This is a genomic window from Cellulomonas sp. (assembly GCF_965229465.1).
GTDB lineage: Bacteria > Actinomycetota > Actinomycetes > Actinomycetales > Cellulomonadaceae > Cellulomonas.
This window is the reverse complement of the sequence record NZ_OZ245882.1, coordinates 2097134-2114295: the sequence shown is the minus strand read 5'-3', so window position 1 is coordinate 2114295 and position 17162 is coordinate 2097134. Positions and strand designations below refer to the sequence as shown.

The 17162-nt window shown below is 72.6% G+C and carries 17 protein-coding genes; 7 read left to right on the top strand and 10 right to left on the bottom strand.

The annotated features are described in order from the left end of the window. Window positions 1-66: 66 nt before the first annotated feature. The 5 genes from ACO06A_RS10215 to ACO06A_RS10195 are packed head-to-tail and all read left to right on the top strand — an operon-like array spanning window position 67 to window position 2579. On the top strand, window positions 67-885 hold the full coding sequence (locus ACO06A_RS10215) for a GntR family transcriptional regulator (protein ID WP_421735896.1): 819 nt from the start codon (window positions 67-69) through the stop codon (window positions 883-885). Then, on the top strand, window positions 882-1127 hold the full coding sequence (locus tag ACO06A_RS10210) for a glucose PTS transporter subunit EIIB (RefSeq protein ID WP_175347203.1): 246 nt from the start codon (window positions 882-884) through the stop codon (window positions 1125-1127). Before ACO06A_RS10215 ends, ACO06A_RS10210 begins: the two co-directional genes overlap by 4 nt. Window positions 1128-1138: 11 nt before the next feature. After that, complete coding sequence (locus ACO06A_RS10205) at window positions 1139-1369, top strand: glucose PTS transporter subunit EIIB (protein ID WP_175347201.1); 231 nt, start codon at window positions 1139-1141, stop codon at window positions 1367-1369. Then, window positions 1366-1830 (top strand): PTS sugar transporter subunit IIA, encoded by a 465-nt coding sequence (locus ACO06A_RS10200; RefSeq protein WP_421735895.1) that lies wholly within the window; start codon window positions 1366-1368, stop codon window positions 1828-1830. Before ACO06A_RS10205 ends, ACO06A_RS10200 begins: the two co-directional genes overlap by 4 nt. Continuing rightward, window positions 1827-2579, top strand: a complete 753-nt coding sequence (locus ACO06A_RS10195) for a copper homeostasis protein CutC (RefSeq protein WP_421735894.1) — start codon at window positions 1827-1829, stop codon at window positions 2577-2579. Before ACO06A_RS10200 ends, ACO06A_RS10195 begins: the two co-directional genes overlap by 4 nt. Here the strand turns inward: ACO06A_RS10195 and ACO06A_RS10190 are convergent. The 6 genes from ACO06A_RS10190 to ACO06A_RS10165 form a co-directional block, all read right to left on the bottom strand. Beyond that, entirely contained in the window at window positions 2547-3938 is a 1392-nt protein-coding gene (locus ACO06A_RS10190) for a DUF2252 domain-containing protein (protein WP_421735893.1), read from the bottom strand. The genes ACO06A_RS10195 and ACO06A_RS10190 overlap by 33 nt on opposite strands. Before the next feature lie 144 nt (window positions 3939-4082). Then, entirely contained in the window at window positions 4083-4655 is a 573-nt protein-coding gene (locus tag ACO06A_RS10185; protein WP_421735892.1) for a hypothetical protein, read from the bottom strand. Between the two features lie 86 nt (window positions 4656-4741). Beyond that, entirely contained in the window at window positions 4742-5353 is a 612-nt protein-coding gene (locus tag ACO06A_RS10180; RefSeq protein ID WP_055916480.1) for a GTP-binding protein, read from the bottom strand. Beyond that, window positions 5334-5711 carry a DUF742 domain-containing protein gene (locus ACO06A_RS10175; RefSeq protein ID WP_421735891.1) on the bottom strand — a complete coding sequence of 126 codons (378 nt, stop codon included), beginning with the start codon at window positions 5709-5711 and terminating at the stop codon, window positions 5334-5336. The genes ACO06A_RS10180 and ACO06A_RS10175 overlap by 20 nt, the downstream gene beginning before the upstream one ends. Before the next feature lie 22 nt (window positions 5712-5733). After that, window positions 5734-6183: a roadblock/LC7 domain-containing protein gene (locus ACO06A_RS10170; RefSeq protein ID WP_175347195.1), complete on the bottom strand. Its 450-nt coding sequence runs from the start codon at window positions 6181-6183 to the stop codon at window positions 5734-5736. A gap of 85 nt (window positions 6184-6268) precedes the next feature. Beyond that, on the bottom strand, window positions 6269-11194 hold the full coding sequence (locus ACO06A_RS10165; protein ID WP_421735890.1) for a nitrate- and nitrite sensing domain-containing protein: 4926 nt from the start codon (window positions 11192-11194) through the stop codon (window positions 6269-6271). Between the two features lie 287 nt (window positions 11195-11481). Between ACO06A_RS10165 and ACO06A_RS10160 the strand changes: the two genes are divergently transcribed. Beyond that, window positions 11482-12462 carry an NAD(P)H-quinone oxidoreductase gene (locus ACO06A_RS10160; RefSeq protein WP_421735889.1) on the top strand — a complete coding sequence of 327 codons (981 nt, stop codon included), beginning with the start codon at window positions 11482-11484 and terminating at the stop codon, window positions 12460-12462. On the opposite strand, the gene ACO06A_RS10155 is transcribed toward ACO06A_RS10160, so the two are convergent. Continuing rightward, window positions 12459-13688 carry an AGE family epimerase/isomerase gene (locus ACO06A_RS10155; RefSeq protein WP_421735888.1) on the bottom strand — a complete coding sequence of 410 codons (1230 nt, stop codon included), beginning with the start codon at window positions 13686-13688 and terminating at the stop codon, window positions 12459-12461. The two genes, ACO06A_RS10160 and ACO06A_RS10155, sit on opposite strands and share 4 nt — an antisense overlap. Window positions 13689-13771: 83 nt before the next feature. On the opposite strand from ACO06A_RS10155, the gene ACO06A_RS10150 reads away from it, so the two are divergent. Continuing rightward, window positions 13772-14308: a bacterial proteasome activator family protein gene (locus ACO06A_RS10150; RefSeq protein WP_421735887.1), complete on the top strand. Its 537-nt coding sequence runs from the start codon at window positions 13772-13774 to the stop codon at window positions 14306-14308. Window positions 14309-14315: 7 nt separating this feature from the next. Here the strand turns inward: ACO06A_RS10150 and ACO06A_RS10145 are convergent, their stop codons facing one another. The 3 genes from ACO06A_RS10145 to ACO06A_RS10135 are packed head-to-tail and all read right to left on the bottom strand — an operon-like array spanning window position 14316 to window position 17134. Next, complete coding sequence (locus tag ACO06A_RS10145; RefSeq protein ID WP_421735886.1) at window positions 14316-15179, bottom strand: EamA family transporter; 864 nt, start codon at window positions 15177-15179, stop codon at window positions 14316-14318. Between the two features lie 15 nt (window positions 15180-15194). Further along, window positions 15195-16148, bottom strand: a complete 954-nt coding sequence (locus tag ACO06A_RS10140) for a carbohydrate ABC transporter permease (protein ID WP_421735885.1) — start codon at window positions 16146-16148, stop codon at window positions 15195-15197. Then, window positions 16145-17134, bottom strand: a complete 990-nt coding sequence (locus tag ACO06A_RS10135) for a carbohydrate ABC transporter permease (protein ID WP_421735884.1) — start codon at window positions 17132-17134, stop codon at window positions 16145-16147. Before ACO06A_RS10135 ends, ACO06A_RS10140 begins: the two co-directional genes overlap by 4 nt. Between the last annotated feature and the right edge of the window lie 28 nt (window positions 17135-17162).

Here is a 17162-nt window from a genome sequence, read left to right as displayed (position 1 = left end):
TGTCAAGGGTCACGTCGCGAGCTGCGGTGGGCACACGTTCCGGCAGACGAAGGAGTGGGTTCACACGTGGACGAGTCGGAGCAGGGTGCCGCGCACAAGTACCTGACGGTGCGCGACCACCTGGCCACGCTCGTCGCCCACGAGCTCCGGGTCGGCGACGCCATCCCCTCCGAGCGCCACCTGTCCCAGCAGTTCGGCCTGTCCCGGATGACCGTGCGACAGGCCGTCGACACCCTGGTCACCGACGGGGTCCTGGTCCGTGAGCAGGGCCGTGGCACGTTCGTCGCGCCGCAGCGCATCGACTTCGAGATGCGGCTGACCACGTTCGGCGAGGAGATGCAGCGCCGCGGGCTCAAGCCCGCGACCGCCGTGCTGACCGCTCAGGTGGTCGCCGCGACGCCGGACGTCGCGACCGCCCTGGAGATCGAGCCGCGCGACAAGGTGCACTTCCTGTACCGGGTGCGCAGCGCCGACGGCACCCCCATCTGCATCGAGCAGGTCTGGGTGCCGGTCGCCCTGGCGCCCACGCTCTTCGACGCCGGCCCGCCGCCCAGCATGTACGAGGCGCTGCGGGACCGCGGGCTGGCCCCCGAGTGGGGCGAGGACACGCTCTCCGCCGACGAGGCCACCGACACCGAGGCGTCGCTGCTGGGCCTCGTCGACGCCCGCGCCGTCCTGCGCGCCGAGCGCCGGACCTACTCGGTCGATGCCGCCATCATGTTCTCCCGCGCCTGCTACCGCGCCGACCGCTACAGCGTGTGGGTGCCGCTGCGCGCGCCGCGGCCGGTGCTGGTCCCCCGACGACGCGCCGAGAGTCAGCGGGAACCGGCGGCAGCATCCACCGCAGGACCGACCGAAGCATCCACCTCAGGAGGACGGCGATGAGGCCGCAGAGCAGAGACCAGGCGGCAGCGATCCTGGCCGCGTTGGGAGGCGTCGACAACATCGACGAGATCGAGCCGTGCACCACGCGGCTGCGCTCGTTGGTGCGCGACGCCGGCCGGGTGGACGCCGCGGGCCTGCGGGCCGCGGGGGCGTTCGGGGTGATGATCTCCGGTCGGGTGGTGCAGGTGGTGGTCGGCCCGCACGTCGACCTCATCGCCACCGACCTCGACGAGCTGATGTGAGGGAGCCGGACATGACGAAGGCCGAGAAGATCCTGGCGGCGCTCGGCGGGGACGCGAACGTCCTCGACCTCGAGCCCTGCATCACGCGGCTGCGGGTCGAGGTCGGGAACCCCGCGCTCGTCGACGAGCGCGGGCTCAAGGCGGCGGGCGCGATCGCCGTCGTGCGGTCCGGCGCGGCCGTGCAGGTCATCGTCGGGCCCGAGGCGGACACGCTGGCCTCGGACATCGAGGACCTGCGGTGACGACCTCGCTCACCGTGCTGTCCCCCGTGAGCGGCCAGGTGCTCGGGCTGGGCGACGTGGCCGACCCGGTCTTCTCCGCCGAGCTGGTGGGTCCCGGGCTGGCGCTCGACCCCGAGCGCTCCGCCGCCGCGGAGGTCATCTCCCCGATCGACGGCACCATCATCAAGCTGCACCCGCACGCGTTCGTCGTCCAGCACGACGACGGCCGCGCGGTGCTGGTGCACCTCGGGATCGACACGGTCGAGCTGGGCGGCACCGGCTTCACCCTGCACGCCTCCGAGGGGTCCGTGGTGACCGCGGGGCAGGTGGTGGTGAGCTGGGACCCGTCGTCGGTCGCCGCGGGTGGTCGGTCGCCCGTCTGCCCGGTGGTCGGGCTCGAGGCCGGTTCCGACGCCCTGACGCGCCTCGCGCTCCCCGGCGACACGGTGTCCGCCGGCGAGCCCCTGCTGTCCTGGGCATGACCGTCCTCGAGATCGCCGTGCAGGACGTGGCCGGTGCGGTCGCCTCCGCGACGCTCGGCGCCGACCGCCTGGAGCTCTGCGCCGCGCTCGCCGCCACCGGGGGGATCACCCCATCGATCGGGCTGCTCGACGCCGTCCTCGCCGCACTACCGGCACACGTCGGCGTGCACGCCCTCGTCCGGCCGCGCGCGGGGTCGTTCACCTACTCGGTCGACGAGCTCGCCGTGCAGGTCAGGGACGTCCGGGCCGCCGTGCGCGCGGGTGCCGCCGGCGTCGTGGTGGGCGCGCTCCGACCCGACGGCTCGGTGGACCCGGACGCGGTCGCGCGGCTGGTGGAGGCCGCCGACGGGCGCGAGGTCACGTTCCACCGCGCGTTCGACACGCTCGACGCCCCGGCGCGGGCCGTCGACGAGCTCGTGGCGCTCGGCGTCGCCCGGGTGCTGACCTCCGGCGGTGCCGCGCGCAGCATCGACGGCCTCGTCCGGCTCGCCGACACGGTCGCGCGCTCCGCCGGCCGGCTCGAGATCATGGCCGGGGGCGGCGTGCGGCCCGACGACATCCCTGCGCTGGTGGGCACCGGCGTCGACGCCGTGCACCTGTCCGCCAGCCGGCACGTCGACGAGTCGGGTGGACCGGGCGGCGGGTCCGCCGGCTACACGACGACCGACCCTGCGGTCGTCGCGGCCGCGGCGGCGGCGCTCGGACGGCACGGCGTGCTAGACGCCGTGGATCGCCTCCAGCCGTCCTGAGCCGATCGCCGCCGTGAGCGCGGCGTGGTCCCGTTCTGTGCGGTCCGCGTAGTCGACGGCGAAGTCGGCGAACGCCTCGTCGGCCGCCTTGGAGCCACCGAGGTACCGCGCGATCGCGACCCGGTCGCCGGACCGGGCGTGCGCGCGGGCCAGCGTCCAGGCGCACAGCCCGCCGTACCGGCGGAAGCCGTCCGGCAGCATCTCCTCGATGACCGCCGAGCCCTTCCAGTCGCGCAGCTGACGGATGTAGAAGTCACGCTCGATCCCGTCGATGCCGGTGCTCCGCTGCCAGCCGAGCAGAGCGTCGCTCGCGGCCTGCATCAGCCGCTGGCCCTCGACCACACGCTGGCCGGACTGGGTGTACTCGCTGGCGACCAGGAACTGCTCGAGCACGGACGACTGTGCCTCCTTGGCCTGGAGGACGAGCAGGTCGTCCTCGTCGACACCCTGGAGCAGCAGGATCCACGCCCGGGTGCCGACGCTGCCGACGCCGACGACCTTGCGGGCCATGTCGACCACCCGGTACTGGCTGAGCAGGTGCCGACGCGCCGGCTCCAGGCTGCTCTGGTACGCCCGCACCAGCTCACCCATCGCCTCGGTGAAGGTGTGTGCGGCCGCGTCGCCGAGGATCTCCTCGAGCGAGGTGACCAGCGGCGGGTCCGACCGGAACCGTCGCCGCCCGTCGACGATCTCCGTCAGCTTGCCCACGGCACGCAGGTGGTCGTGCGTCCGTGCCTTCCTCACCGTCGACTCCGTCCGCTTCAGCTGCGCCTTGCCGAAGTCGTCGCGGTGCTCGCGCAGGAAGTCGTCGATGTCGATGCGTGCGTACCAGACCTCGAGGTTCCCCTTGCCCGCAAGGTCGCGGATCGCCGTCCGGTACGTCTTGGCCACGTCCGTGAGGATCTTCCGGCGCTCGCGGTCGTCGACCCCGATGCTCCGCGCCGCGACCTCGACGCTCGCCACCAGGCGCTTCACGTCCCACTCGAACGGTCCGGGCAGCGTCTCGTCGAAGTCGTTCAGGTCGAACAGCATCCGTCGCTCCGGGGTGCCGTAGACGCCGAAGTTCGACATGTGCGCGTCGCCGCAGAGCTGGACGTCGAGCCCCGAGTCGGGGACGGCCGCCAAGTCGGAGGCCATGAGGAGCGCGGCCCCGCGGTAGAACGCGAAGGCGGAGGTCGCCATGCGCCCGTACCGGAGCGGGACGAGCTCGGGCAGCCGGGTGGTGCCCTGCGATTCCAGCAGCTCGATCGGGTCGGGCCGGGCGTCCCCCGCGCCCGCGTCGGCGAGCGCCTCCCGCGGCAGCAGCACCCGGGCGGCGGCTCCACGGGCCTCCCGCTCCTCGCGCGTCAGGTGGGTCACCGGGGCGGCCGCCCGCCGCCGAGAGGGAACGAGAGGCGGCACGGCCCTGACCTCCCGCAGCTCGGGTGCTGGGTCTCGGGGTGCTCCGCCGTCGTGCGTCACGATCTGAAACTAGGCCCGCGGGCCTACCGGGCGGAAGAGCGCCTACCCCCCGGCCCGCTCCCACCAGGCCGCCGGCCACCCGGGCGAGACGATGGTCAGCCCGTGCAGCGCCGACGCCTGGGCCAGCTGGAGGTCGTAGGTGGCGACCCCGCCGACATCCGGGTGCGCCAGCGCGGCCCCCAGGTGCAGGGCGATGAACGGCGGCAGCACGCCCGACACCTTGGTGGCCGCCCGGAGAGTCTGGTCGGAGAACCGGATGACCTCGAGGCGCTCCTCGACGTCGTGGGCGACCCCGTTGGCCTCGACACCCCTCGGTCGCGCGGCGCGACGGAGCTCGGTCAGGCCGAGCGGGGTGGTGAGGAGCTCCGACTCGTGGTCGGCGGTCCACGCGAGCCACTGCGCGCGGCACGGGGCTCCGACGAGGTACCGGGACAGGGCCGACCCGTCCGCGTACACGCGCAACGTGGGTGTGGGCGGGAGGACCGGTGCCACCGGGTCCGCCGTCGCGACGTCGCCCGCTCGGGGCTCGTCGTCGGGAGCCGGCCGCGGCTGCGGCAGGACCGCGCGACCGTCGTCGCGCGGTCGCGGCGACGGGCCGAAGGGCGAGGCGGTCACCCCCCCATGATCCCTCACCCGGTCGACGGACGACCGCGGCCGGTCCCCCAGAGGGAACCGGCCGCGGTCGGGTGAGACCTCTCGGGTCACCGGCTGCGCAGACGCTCCATCGCGAGCTGCACGAGGGAGATCAGCGCCTGCTTGGTGGCCGCGCGCGACCGGGCGTCCGTGTAGAGCACCGGCACGTGCGCCGGGATCGCGAGCGCCTCACGGACGTCGTCCAGCTGGTGCTTGGCGACGCCGTCGAAGCAGTTGACCCCGACGACGAACGGGATGCCCCGGCTCTCGAAGTAGTCCACGGCCGGGAAGCACTGGTCGAGCCGGTCGGTGTCGACCAGGACGACGGCGCCGATGGCACCGCGGACCAGGTCGTCCCACATGAACAGGAACCGGTCCTGGCCAGGGGTACCGAACAGGTAGAGCCAGAGCGACCCCGGCAGGGCGATACGACCGAAGTCCATCGCCACCGTGGTGGTGGTCTTGCGGTCCGACACACCGCCGGCGTCGTCGACGCCGACCGAGTGCTCGGTCATCGCGGCCTCGGTGTTGAGAGGCTCGATGTCCGAGATGGAGCCGATGAAGGTCGTCTTGCCGACGGCGAAGCCGCCGGCGACGACGATCTTGACGACTGTGGGTGCGACGCTTCCTGCCGTGCCCGCCGGAGCGGCCACAGCGGCGTCAGAGGGCGGAAATGCCATTGAGAACACTCTCCAGCACGCTGAGGGACAGGGCAGGCGATTCACCGGTGTTGACCTCGACCGGCTGTGAGGTGTGCACACGCACGAATTGCTGGTCGGCGAGGTCGGACACGAGGATCCGGATCACGCCGAGCGGCAGATGAAGCAGAGCAGAGAGCTCGGCTATCGAGATGTAGTTGGAGGCGGCATGTTGCAGGATCGCCCGCTTCTCGGGCGGGAGACCCTGGCTCGTGACGGCGCCGGGCATCGCCTCGACCAGCGCCTCGAGAGGCAGGTCGGAGCGAGCCGAGCGCACGCGGCCACCGGTCACGGCGTAGGGCCGGACCGTTCTGGCCTCGTACTCGATGTGCTCGGTCATGAGTCTGTCTCTCTCCGTAGCCTCAGGCGACCGGCGTACGAGTGACGCCGTCGACGGGGAGCTGACCCCGCATCTCGGAGATCAGCTGCGGCGTGAGGGTCGCCTCGGTACGAGAGACGAGCATCGCCATCTCGTAGCCGATGAGGCCCACGTCGCAGCTGGACTCCGCGACCACGGCGAGGACGGAGCCGTTCGAGACGCTCATGAGGAAGAGGAACAGTGAGTCCATCTCGATGATCGCCTGACGCACCTCCCCCGCACGGAGCTGGCGCGCGGCGCCACGGGTCAGGCTTGACATCCCGGAGACGATCGCCGCGAGCTGGTCACCGCTGGTGCGGTCGAGAAGCTCGGACATCGCCATGAGAAGACCGTCCGCAGACACCACGAGTGTGTGGCGAGTGCCGGGCACGGTCCGGACGAAGTTGTCCAGGAGCCAGCCGAAGTTGGCTGCCTCGGTGCTGAGCGCGGTCACACTTCCTCCTTGCTGGTGCAGTCGATGACTGCGGGGTCAGACGCCACCATGCTGGTGACGACGGTAGTGGGGACTGAGGCAGTCATCAGCTCACGCCGTTCGGGCCGGACGGGTCCTCCATGGCACGACGGCCACGGGAGGTCCCGGACTGGAAGCTGGACAGTCGCGACCGGAGCTGGTCCGCATCGCGCTGCACGGGCTTCCCTTCGTCCACGGAGATAGTCGACTCCGGGACAGCTGTGGGGACTCGCTTGATCAGGCGCTCCGCGTTGCCACCCGTCGCGGCGGGCCGGTAGGCCGACAGCTGCGAGAGCTCGGAGAGTGCCTGCTCCTGGATGTCCGAACGAAGGGCGAGCATCGCCGCCACCTCGTCGTCGAGCGTGCCGACCCGCGGAGCCACCGACGGCGGCAGCGCGGGCTGCGGGACCGTCGACGCCGGGGCACGGGTGCCACCCGAGCGTGCGGCCCACTCCGGCGGCGACCACTGGCCGGCCGCGGCGGGCTCGAGAGCAGCCGGGGCCTTGGGCAGCGGTGCGGCAGGTGCCGGAGCCGACCAGGTGGTCGACGCCATCCAGGACTGGGACGAGTCGGCACCGACGGGCGACTGCGGGGCAGCTGCCTCCGAGGTCCACGCCGAGGTGCGCACGGGGGCGACCTGGCTGACGGGCTCGGGGGCGGCCGGCGCCTGCGCGACCGGGGCGTCGTGCTCGGGGGCGACCTCGTCACCCTTCTTCCGACCGAACAGGCCCCAGCGGCGGCGCCCCTTGGCGTCGTCGGACGGCGACTGCACGAGCTCGGAGAACGGTGCCTCCGGCGCCGGTGCGGCCGGAGCCGCAGCCGTCGGTGCCCACGCCGGTGCGGCGACGGGCTCGGGTGCCGCGAAGGTCACGGGGGCCTCGTAGGCGGGTGCCTGCGGGGCGTAGGCGACGGGCTCCGGAGCGACCGCGGCGGCTGCCTCGATCGGCGTGAAGAGCTGCGTCGGGGAGTCGACCGGGGCCTGGGGTGCCGGCCACGCGGGTGCCTGCTGCACAGGAGCGGCCCACTGCGGCGCCTCCTGCACAGGAGCGGCCCACTGCGGCGCCTCCTGCACGGGGGCCGCCCACTGGGGGGCCTCCCACTGGGGGGCCTCCTGCACGGCGACGGGCTCCGGCTCGGGCGCCACCTCGGGCTCCGGCTCCGCCTCGGCGGCGGGCTCGATGCCGTAGGCGGGCTCGGGGTCGGGCTCCAGGTACACGCGGCGGAACGCGACACCGTCGACGACGGCGAGCTCGGGCTCGGGCTCGGGCTCGGGCTCCGGCGCGACCTCGGCGACCGCGGCAGCCTCGGTCGGCTGCTCGGCCCACTCGGGCGCCTGCCAGGTCGGCGGCTCCCAGGCGGGTGCGGGCCAGGCGGCGTCGTCGGCGGCGGGCGCCTGCTCGTCCGCGGGAGCTGCGGGCTCCTCGACGGGCTCGGCGGCCTGGACGGGCTCGGCGGCCTGGACGGGCTCGGCGGTCTCGGGCTGGGCCGCTGCGACGAGGGCCGCAGGGACGATCGGCATGGCGCCGGTGTGCCAGGCCCGAGCCTCGTCGAGCGTGCGCTCGAACGGCTGGTACGGCGCAGCCACCTCGGAGGCGGGTGCACCCCAGCCGGCGTAGCCGCTGTACGAGGTGAAGCTCTGGACAGGGGCGACAGGTGCGACGGACTCGGCGGGTGCAGCCGACGCAGCCGGTGCGGCCACGTCCTGCTCCGGCTCGGCGGCCGGCGCGGTGGCGACACGTCCCGCCAGGGCGGCCGGCGCCTGCTCGGCGACGACGGGAGCCTGCCAGGCGGGCTCGTCGTCGACGATCGCGTGGTCCCAGGCCTGGGCGTCGGACACCGAGGGTGCGACCCACGCCGAGGTCTCGGCGCCGGTGGCGTCGTCCCAGGTCGTGGTCTCGGCAACGGCCGGTGCGTCCCAGCTGGGCGTCTCGGCGACGGCGGGCTCGTCCCAGGCGGGAGTCTCGGCGACGGCGGGCTCGTCCCACGCCGGAGTCTCCTGCGCAGCGGGCTCGTCCCAGGCAGGGGTCTCCGCGACGGCGGGGGCCTCCCACGCCGGAGTCTCCTGCGCAGCGGGCTCGTCCCAGGCAGGGGTCTCCGCGACCGCGGGGGCCTCCCACGCCGGAGTCTCCTGCGCGGCAGTCTCGTCCCAGGTCGGGGTCTCCGCGACCGCCGGGGCCTCCCAGGCGGGGGTCTCGGCGACAGCCGGCGCCTCCCAGGCGGGGGCCTCGGCGACAGCCGGGGCCTCCCAGGTCGGGGCCTCCCACGTCGTGGTCTCCGCGACAGCGGGAGCCTCCCACGCCGGGGTCTCCGCGACGGGCGCCTCGGACGTGGCCCACGCGGGAGTGGGCTCCCAGACGGGCTCCTCCACGGCGGCGGGTGCGGACTCGGTCTGCTCCGCGGCGTCGGCGGCGGCAGCGGCCAGGGCCTCACGGTTCCCGGCCTCCTGCGCCTCCCACGAGTCGTCCTCGTCCGCGAGCTGCGGCACGACGATCGGCTCGGCGGGCGCCGCGTGCGCACCGCTCGACATCCACGGGGCGCGGACGGCGTTGGACTGGGCGGGCGGCAGCGCGCGCTCCTGGTCGTCGGACACGAGGCCCGGGACCACGAGGTTCTCGCCGGTGTCGGTCGTCGCCGGGGTCTCGGTGCGACCGCGGAAGCCGGAGAACAGGCCGGCGCGGGCAGCGGGGGCGGGGGCAGGGGCGGCGGACGCGGCGGAGGCGGGAGCCTCCGGCTGGGCCCAGGCGGACGTCGCGGCACGGCTGCGGCTCGGCAGACCGCCCTTGAGGGGGGCGAGCGTCTCGGGCTTCCAGTCGGCGCCGGCTGCGGAGATCTCGGGCGCGATGTGGCCGTCCGGGGCCTCCGGCAGGACGAGGTTGTCCTCGTCGAACGTCTTCTTCGACCGCGTGGGCAGCCCGGTGGACTGGGCCAGCTCGGTGACGGGCACGGGGCCGACGGCCTCGTCGGAACCGTCGTCGCGACGGCGGCGGTGGGGCAGGCCGAGCGAGGTCTGGCCGTCCGTCAGGGCGGCGAGGTCGACGGCCTCGACGACGGGCGCCTCGATCTGAGGCAGGCCCGGGTCGTTGCGCGGCGCGGCCAGCTGGGCCGGGCCGTTGTTGCCGTACAGGTTGGTCTCGGTCATCACGAACAGCGTGGCCGGGAAGCGCACGATCGTCTCGGTGCCGGTGCCGTGCGCGGCCTTGAGCAGCTTGACCTCGGCGCCCAGGCGCTGGGCGATGCGGCCGACCACGAAGAGTCCGAGGCGCTGGTTGCCGAGCGAGTCGCTGGCGGAGGTCGAGATGATCTTCGCGTTCGCGGCCTCGAGCTCGAGGTCGCTCATGCCGAGGCCCTGGTCGAGGATGCGGACGACCACGAACTGGCCCGAGACACCGGTGGTGACGGTGACGGGGGTCTCCGGCTCGGAGAAGATCGTCGCGTTCTCGAGCAGCTCGGCGAGCAGGTGGGCGGCGCCGAGGGCGTTGAAGCCGTGCATGTGCGGGTCGACCTGGAGGTCGAGCTCGACGCGGTCGTACTGCTCGATCTCCGAGGAGGCCGTGCGGACGACGTCCGACAGGGGCATGGCGTCGCGCAGGCGACGGCCCGAGTCGATGCCGGCGAGCACCAGGAGCGACTCCGCGTTACGGCGCATGCGGGTGGCGAGGTGGTCGAGGCGGAACAGGTTGGCCAGGGTGCTCGGGTCTTCCTCGGCACGCTCCAGGGAGTCGATGAACGACAGCTGGCGGTTGAGGAGCACCTGGTCGCGGCGGGCGACGTTGACGAACATCTCCGCGATGGAGCCACGCAGGGCGGCCTGCTCCTGGGCGACCTGGACCGTGGTCGAGTTCACCGAGTTGAAGGCGGCGGCCAGCTGGCCCACCTCGTCGCGGGACGTCACAGGGATGGGCGCCAGGGTGATCTGCGGGCCCTCGCCGGGGATGGCCACCTGCTCGACCAGTCGCGGCAGCTGCTCGCGGACGTCGGCAGCGGCCTTGGTGAGGCGGCGCAGCGGGACGACGATCCCGCGGGAGACGAGGAGGGCGAAGAACAGGGACGCCACGACGGCCGCGACGACGATGCCGACGGTGATGAACGTCTGGCTCCGGGCGTCGTCGACAGCCCCGCCGGCGACGTCGCTGCCGCTGGCGAGCACGTTCGCGTTGAGCGTCGACAGGGTGCCCAGCTGGTCCTGGATCTCCTTGAGGTACCCCTGGACGTCGATCTGGGCGAAGCCCTGCGGGTTGCCCTGCTCGAGGAGGGCACGCATCCGCGTGAAGTTGGAGGTCGGGTCCTTGGTGGGGAGCACGAGGTCGTCGACGCCGAGCGCGGTGACCGCGTACTGGGCACGACCGCGGGCCAGCTCGGTGGCGGAGACCTGGGTGGCGTACTGACGGACCGAGGCCGGGGCTGCCGCGCGGGTGGTCAGCAGCGCGATGCCGTCGATCATCTCGACGACCAGGTTGTCGGCCGTGGTGCCGATCTCGCGGTAGGCCGTGACGTACTGCGCGAGGTCACGGTTCTCGAGGCTGTTGGCGACCTGCTCCATCAGCGAGAGCTGGCCCTCGATGATCCCCGCGTAGTTGCGCTCGATCTGCGCACGCTGGGACTTGATGTCGACACCGGTACGGACCGCGGGGAGCATCGTGTTGTGCGCCAGCTGGACCTCGACGAACTGGTCGACGACCGGCTTCGGGAACTGGCTCAGGTCCAGGTCGGCCGTGATCGGCCGGACAGCCGCGAGCGCCTCGTCGGTCGCTGCACGCGCTGCGGCGAGCTGCTCGGGTGTGCCTCCGTTGAGCGACAGGAGCCGCTCGGTCTGCATGGAGGTGGACACCGGCGTGTACGCCTGGAGCACCGTGATGACGCTGTCGGCCGCCTGGGCGTAGCGCAGCTCGGAGAGAGCGTTCCACGAGATGAACCCACCGGCTGCGAGCAGCACGATCATGGGGACGGCGAGGACAGCCATCACTTTGGCGCGGATGCCGAGCCGTCGCAGCATGTCGTTCCCTTCCGTCTTCCGACAACGGGTGTTGCCACCAGGTCGTACCGGTCGTTCTCTCAGGGCCAGTTGACCGAAGAGGTGTCCCGATGGCGTTCATCGGCTCTTGGACGACAGACCATTAGCCCGCGGCAGAGTTTGCCATGGACCTCACCCATGGGGATACGGCGACCGGCCACCCCGTTCGGGTGTCGTGTGGTAGCACCTCGACGCTGCTGGCCTGCCGGTGGACTGCAGCTGGCCTGCCTCGTGGCCCGCATCGTGGCCTGCGGGGATACCGTACGGGCGTGCGTGCGGTCGTGATCACGAAGCCGGGCGAACCGGACGTCCTCGCCGTCGAGGACGTGCCGGATCCCGTCCCGGCTCCCGGGGAGCTGCTCGTCGAGGTCGCGGCGGCGGGCGTCAACAGGGCTGACCTGCTCCAGCGGGCCGGTCACTACCCCCCGCCCGACGGGGCCCCAGCCTGGCCGGGGCTCGAGGTCGCCGGCACCGTCGTCGGGCGCGGCCCCGGCCTCGGGGACGCCGACCTCCAGGTGGGCGACCGCGTCGCGGCGCTGCTCGCCGGGGGCGGGTACGCCGAGCTGGTGGCCGTGCCGGCCGCGCTGGCGCTCCGGGTCCCGGAGGGGCTCGACCTCGTCGACGCCGCCGGTCTGCCCGAGGCGCTCGCGACCGTCTGGTCGAACCTGCGGGCGGCGCGGCTGTCCCCCGGGGAGAACCTGCTGGTCCGCGGCGGGTCCGGTGGGGTCGGGTCGGTGGCGGTCCAGCTGGCCCACGTGCTGGGCACCCGCGTGATCGCGACGGCCGGCGGCCCGCAGCGCACGGCACGCGTCCGCGACCTGGGTGCGGACGTGGCGCTCGACCACCGCGAGCCGGACCTCGTCGCGCGCGTGCTGGACGCGACGGGCGGGCGCGGCGTCGACGTGGTGCTCGACGTGCTGGGCGCGGGCGCCCTCGCGGACAACCTGGCGATGCTCGCTGACGACGGGCGCCTCGTCGTGATCGGGCTGCAGCAGGGGCGCCGTGGGGAGCTGGACCTGTCGGGGCTGCTGGCCAAGCGGGCCAGCATCCTCGGCACCACGCTGCGCTCGCGACCGCACGAGCAGAAGGTCGCGATCATGGACGGGGTCCGCCGGCACGCGTGGCCGTTCGTCGCCGACGGGTCGGTGCGGCCCGTCGTGCACGCCCGCCTGCCGTTCGACCGGGCCGCCGACGCCCACCGCATGCTCGAGTCCGGCGAGGCCTTCGGCAAGGTGCTGCTGATCCCCTAGTCCAGGAGCCCCGCGGCGAGGGCCGGGACGATCACCGGGGTCAGGGGCAGGCGCGCGATCAGCGTCGCCTGGACCGCGTGGTAGAGGTCCGCCTTGCCGGCCCAGACGGTGCGAGACACCTGGTTGTCGGTGCCGAGCTCGTGCCACCACGACCCGCCGACACGGTCCAGGTGGTGCGCGCCGATGTACTCCCACCACAGCGTGTAGGCGTCGTCGAACCGCTCCTCGCCGGTGGCGGCGTGCAGGGCTGCTGCCGCGGCGACGCCCTCGGCGGCCACCCAGTGCATCCGCTCGCGGACCACGGGCGTGCCGGACCAGTCGACCGTGTAGACGAACCCGGGGGCGCCGTCGACGTCCCAGCCCTCGCGCACGGCGGCGTCGAAGAGCGCGATCGCGTCCTGGAGCATCCAGGCGGGTGCGACGTCCCCCCGCGCGGTGAGCGCGGCGCGCGCGTGCAGGGTCAGCCGGGCCCACTCGAGCCAGTGGCCGATGGTGGCGCCGTACGGCCGGAACGGGTGCGCAGGGGTGTCCACGTTGTACTCGAGGTCCGGCACCCAGGCGGAGTCGAAGTGCTCGGGGATGCGCCACTGGTTGCCGGCGGCGAACCCGTGCACCACGCGCTCGACGATCCGCAGGGCACGGTCCAGCCAGATGCGCTGCCCGGTGACGTCGGCCGCCGCGAGGTAGGCCTCGACCGTGTGCATGTTCGCGTTGACGCCGCGGTACCCGTCGAGCGTGGTGAACGCGCGGTCCCACTGCTCGACCACCATGCCGGCCTCGTCGTCCCAGAACCGCTGCTCGGAGACGGCGAGCGCCTCGTCCAGCAGCGCACGAGCGCCCGGACGGCCCGCGGCGGTCGCGCTGGAGGTGGCCAGGACGACGAACGCGTGCGGGTACGCGGCCTTGTCGGCGTCCCGCGGGGTGCCGTCGCGCTCGACCTCGGCGAACCAGCCGCCGTGCTCGTCGTCGTGGAAGGCGCCGGCCAGCGCGGCCAGCCCGTGGTCCACCAGCGCGGCCGAGCCGGGACGCCCCAGCAGGTGCCCGATCGCGTAGACGTGCGTCATCCGGCACGCGATCCAGAGCTCGAGGGGGCCGTCGACCGCGGCACCGGCCTCGTCCTGGCGGGCGAACCCGCCGGGGACCACCGAGGCCCGTCCGAAGTCCAGGAGCCGGTCGGTCTCGTCCTCGAGCCAGCGGGCATGGGCGGGTGCGGTGAGCCAGGCCATGGCGGACACCCTAGCGACGAGGATGTGGGCAGTCGGTCCGCCCGATCGCTGCGCCCGGGCCCGGAGTCGGTGAGAATGCCCTCGTGACCGACAACGACCCCCAGGACGCCGCCCCCACCGACGAGAAGCCGCGCGTGGTGGTGATCGACCCCGGGACCGACGCCGACGACGAGCCCGAGGACATCGTGTCGCTGGTCGGCCAGCCCGCGAAGGTCATGCGCATCGGCACGATGATCAAGCAGCTGCTCGACGAGGTGCGCAGCGCCCCGCTCGACGACGCCGCCCGCGCCCGCCTGGCCGAGATCCACGAGCGGTCCCTGCACGAGCTCGAGGAGGGCCTCTCCCCGGAGCTCGTCGCGGAGCTGCACCGGATCACCCTGCCGTTCGTGGAGGACCAGGCACCCTCGGACGCCGAGCTCCGGATCGCGCAGGCGCAGCTGGTCGGGTGGCTGGAGGGCCTCTTCCACGGCATCCAGACGGCTCTGGTGGCGCAGCAGGTGGCCGCGCAGAACCAGCTCACCGGCATGCGGCGCCAGCTGCCGTCCGGCCCGGTGCCGGGCCTGGATGCGCCCACCACCGACCCCACCGGCCGGAACCCCTCCACGGGCCAGTACCTCTAGCCGGACGTCACGCCGGCGGGGGCGCCTCGTCCGTCGGCGGCTCGTCGCGGTCCAGCCCGGTGAGCACGATCGCGCCCGAGACCAGCAGCAGGCCGACCACCTCCAGCCCGTGCGGCACCTGCTGGAGCATCACCGCCCCGACCACCGCGGCCGTCGCCGGCAGCATCGCGAGCAGCACGGCGAACGTCGCGGCCCGGACGCGGCGCAGCACCACCTGCTCGAGCGCGTAGGGGATCACCGACGAGCACACCGCGATCGCGACGACGAGCGCGGCCAGCTGGGGGTCGCGCAGCACGGGACCCGCGCCCCAGGCCAGGAACGGCGCGAGCACCACCCCGCCGGCCGCCATCGCCACCGAGAGGCCGGTGATCCCGCCGGTCGCCGCCCGGGCCACGCGCCGGCCGAGCAGGATGTACGCAGCCCAGCACGCCGCCGCGACGCTGATCGCCACGAGCCCGATCACCGCGTCGGGCCCGGTGTCCAGGCTCACCCCGGCGAGCAGGACGACGCCGACCGCGGCGATCGCGATGCCTACCCGGTCCCGCCAGCCACGACCGGTGAGGGCGGCGACCGCCACCGGCCCGAGGAACTCGATCGAGACCGCGGTGCCGAGCGGCAGGTGGTCGATGGCGATGTAGAACGCCACGTTCATGACACCCAGGACGATCCCGAACACCACCGCGGTGCGCAGGTCCTGCCGCGTGAAGCGCGACCGCCACGGCCGTCGCCACAGCACCAGCACCACGGCGGCGACCGCAATGCGCAGCCACGCCACGGTCGCCGCGGCGACCGTGCCGAAGATGCCGACCGCGAGCGCCGCGCCGAGGTACTGCGTCAGCCCCGAGAGGACGAAGAGCAGGGGCGCGGGCACGCGCTCAGGCTAGGGCTACCCCTTGACCGACCCCGCCAGCAGGCCGCGCACGAAGTACCGCTGCAACGACAGGAACACGATCAGCGGCACCACGAGGGCGATGAACGCGCCCGCCGACAGCAGCTGCCACTGCGACCCGCGCGTCCCGCTCAGCTCGGCCAGGCGCACGGTCAGCGGCGCCACGTCGGTGGTCCCGCCGGCGAACGTCAGCGCGACCAGCAGGTCGTTCCACACCCACAGGAACTGGAAGATCGCGAACGACGCGATCGCGGGCGTGAGCAGCGGCATGAGCACCTGGAAGAAGATCTTCACGTGCCCGGCGCCGTCCATCCGCGCGGCCTCGACCAGCGAGGGCGGGATGTCCTTCATGAAGTTGTGCAGGATGTAGATGGCCAGCGGCAGCGCGAAGATCGAGTGCGACAGCCAGATCACCCAGAACGACCCGGCGATCCCCCAGTCCACGTACTGCGAGAGCAGGGGGATGAGCGTGACCTGGATGGGCACCACCTGGAGCGCGAACACCGCGACGAACAGGATGTTGCGGCCCTTGAAGTCGATCCACGCGAACGCGTAGGCCGCCAGCAGCGCCAGCGAGATGGGGATGATCACCGCCGGCAGGGTGATGACGATCGAGTTCACGAAGTAGGTGGCCAGGCTGGTCGACGAGCCGAACAGCGCCTCCTTGTAGTTCTCGAGGGTGAGCTCGAAGTTCCACGGCAGGGTCCACCAGCCGGACGTCCGGATCTCCGACCGCGGCCGGAAGGACGTGATCAGCAGACCGAACGTGGGCACCGTCCACACGATCGCGATGAGGATGGCGATCAGCGACGTCCACGGCGAGCTGAGCTTGCCCTTGACCGCGGCGGCGCGAGCGTCGGCGCGGGACATCCGCGTCGGCTTGCGGGTGGTGTCCACCTCCTCCGGCTCGACGAGCGAGGCGGGAGGCAGCGGGGCGGAGGCGGCGGTCATCGGATCTCCTCCGAGAGGCGGAGCTGCCGGACGTTGTAGACGATGATCGGGATCACGAGCACGAACAGGATGACCGCGAGCGCGGCACCCAGTCCGGCCTGCTGCGCGCGGAAGCTCTGCGTGTAGAACTCGTAGGCCACGACGGAGGTGTTGAAGTTGCCGCCGGTCATGGTCCGGACGATGTCGAAGACCTTGAGCGTGCCCATGGCGATCGTCGTGATCACGACCACCAGCGCGGGGCGGATGCTCGGCACGGTGATGAACCGGAACATGCCGATCCCGTGCAGCCCGTCGAGCCGGGCGGCCTCGGTGATGTCGTCCGGGATCGCCTTGATGGCCGCGGACAGCACCGTCATCGCGAAGCCCGCCTGGATCCAGATCATGACCGCGATGAGGAAGAGCGTGTTCCACGGTTGGTTGAGCAGGAACTGGTACGGCTCCAGCCCGAGCCACACCAGGATCTGGTTGGCCAGGCCGATCTGCTGGATGTTGCCCTGGTTCGGCTTGTACTCGTAGACGAACTTCCAGATGATGCTGGCGCCCACGAGCGAGATCGACATGGGCAGGAAGATCAAGGTCTTGGCCAGCGACTCGTAGCGCGTCCGGTCGACCAGAACCGCGTAGATCAGCCCGATCGCCGTCGCGAGGATCGGCACCAGGACGACCCACAGCATCGTGTTGCGGAGCACGGTCTGGAACTGGTCCTGCGTGAACGCGGTGACGTAGTTGTCGAGTCCGACGAAGTTCTTGCTCTTCGCGTCGTACAGAGACAGCTTGATGGTGTTGAGCCCGGGGTACACCAGGCCGAAGACCACGAAGATCAGGGTGGGGCCGAGGAAGCCGGCGACGACCACCCAGGTCGGGACCTTCTTGAGCTTGTCGATCCCGAAGAGGATCGCCCCCATGATGCCGACGAACAACAGGATCGCGATGATCATCAACGCGAACTTGTGTCCCACGGAGCCGGCTTCGATGAACCAGTCCATTCCTCACCCTTTCCCTCGTCGTCGAGGT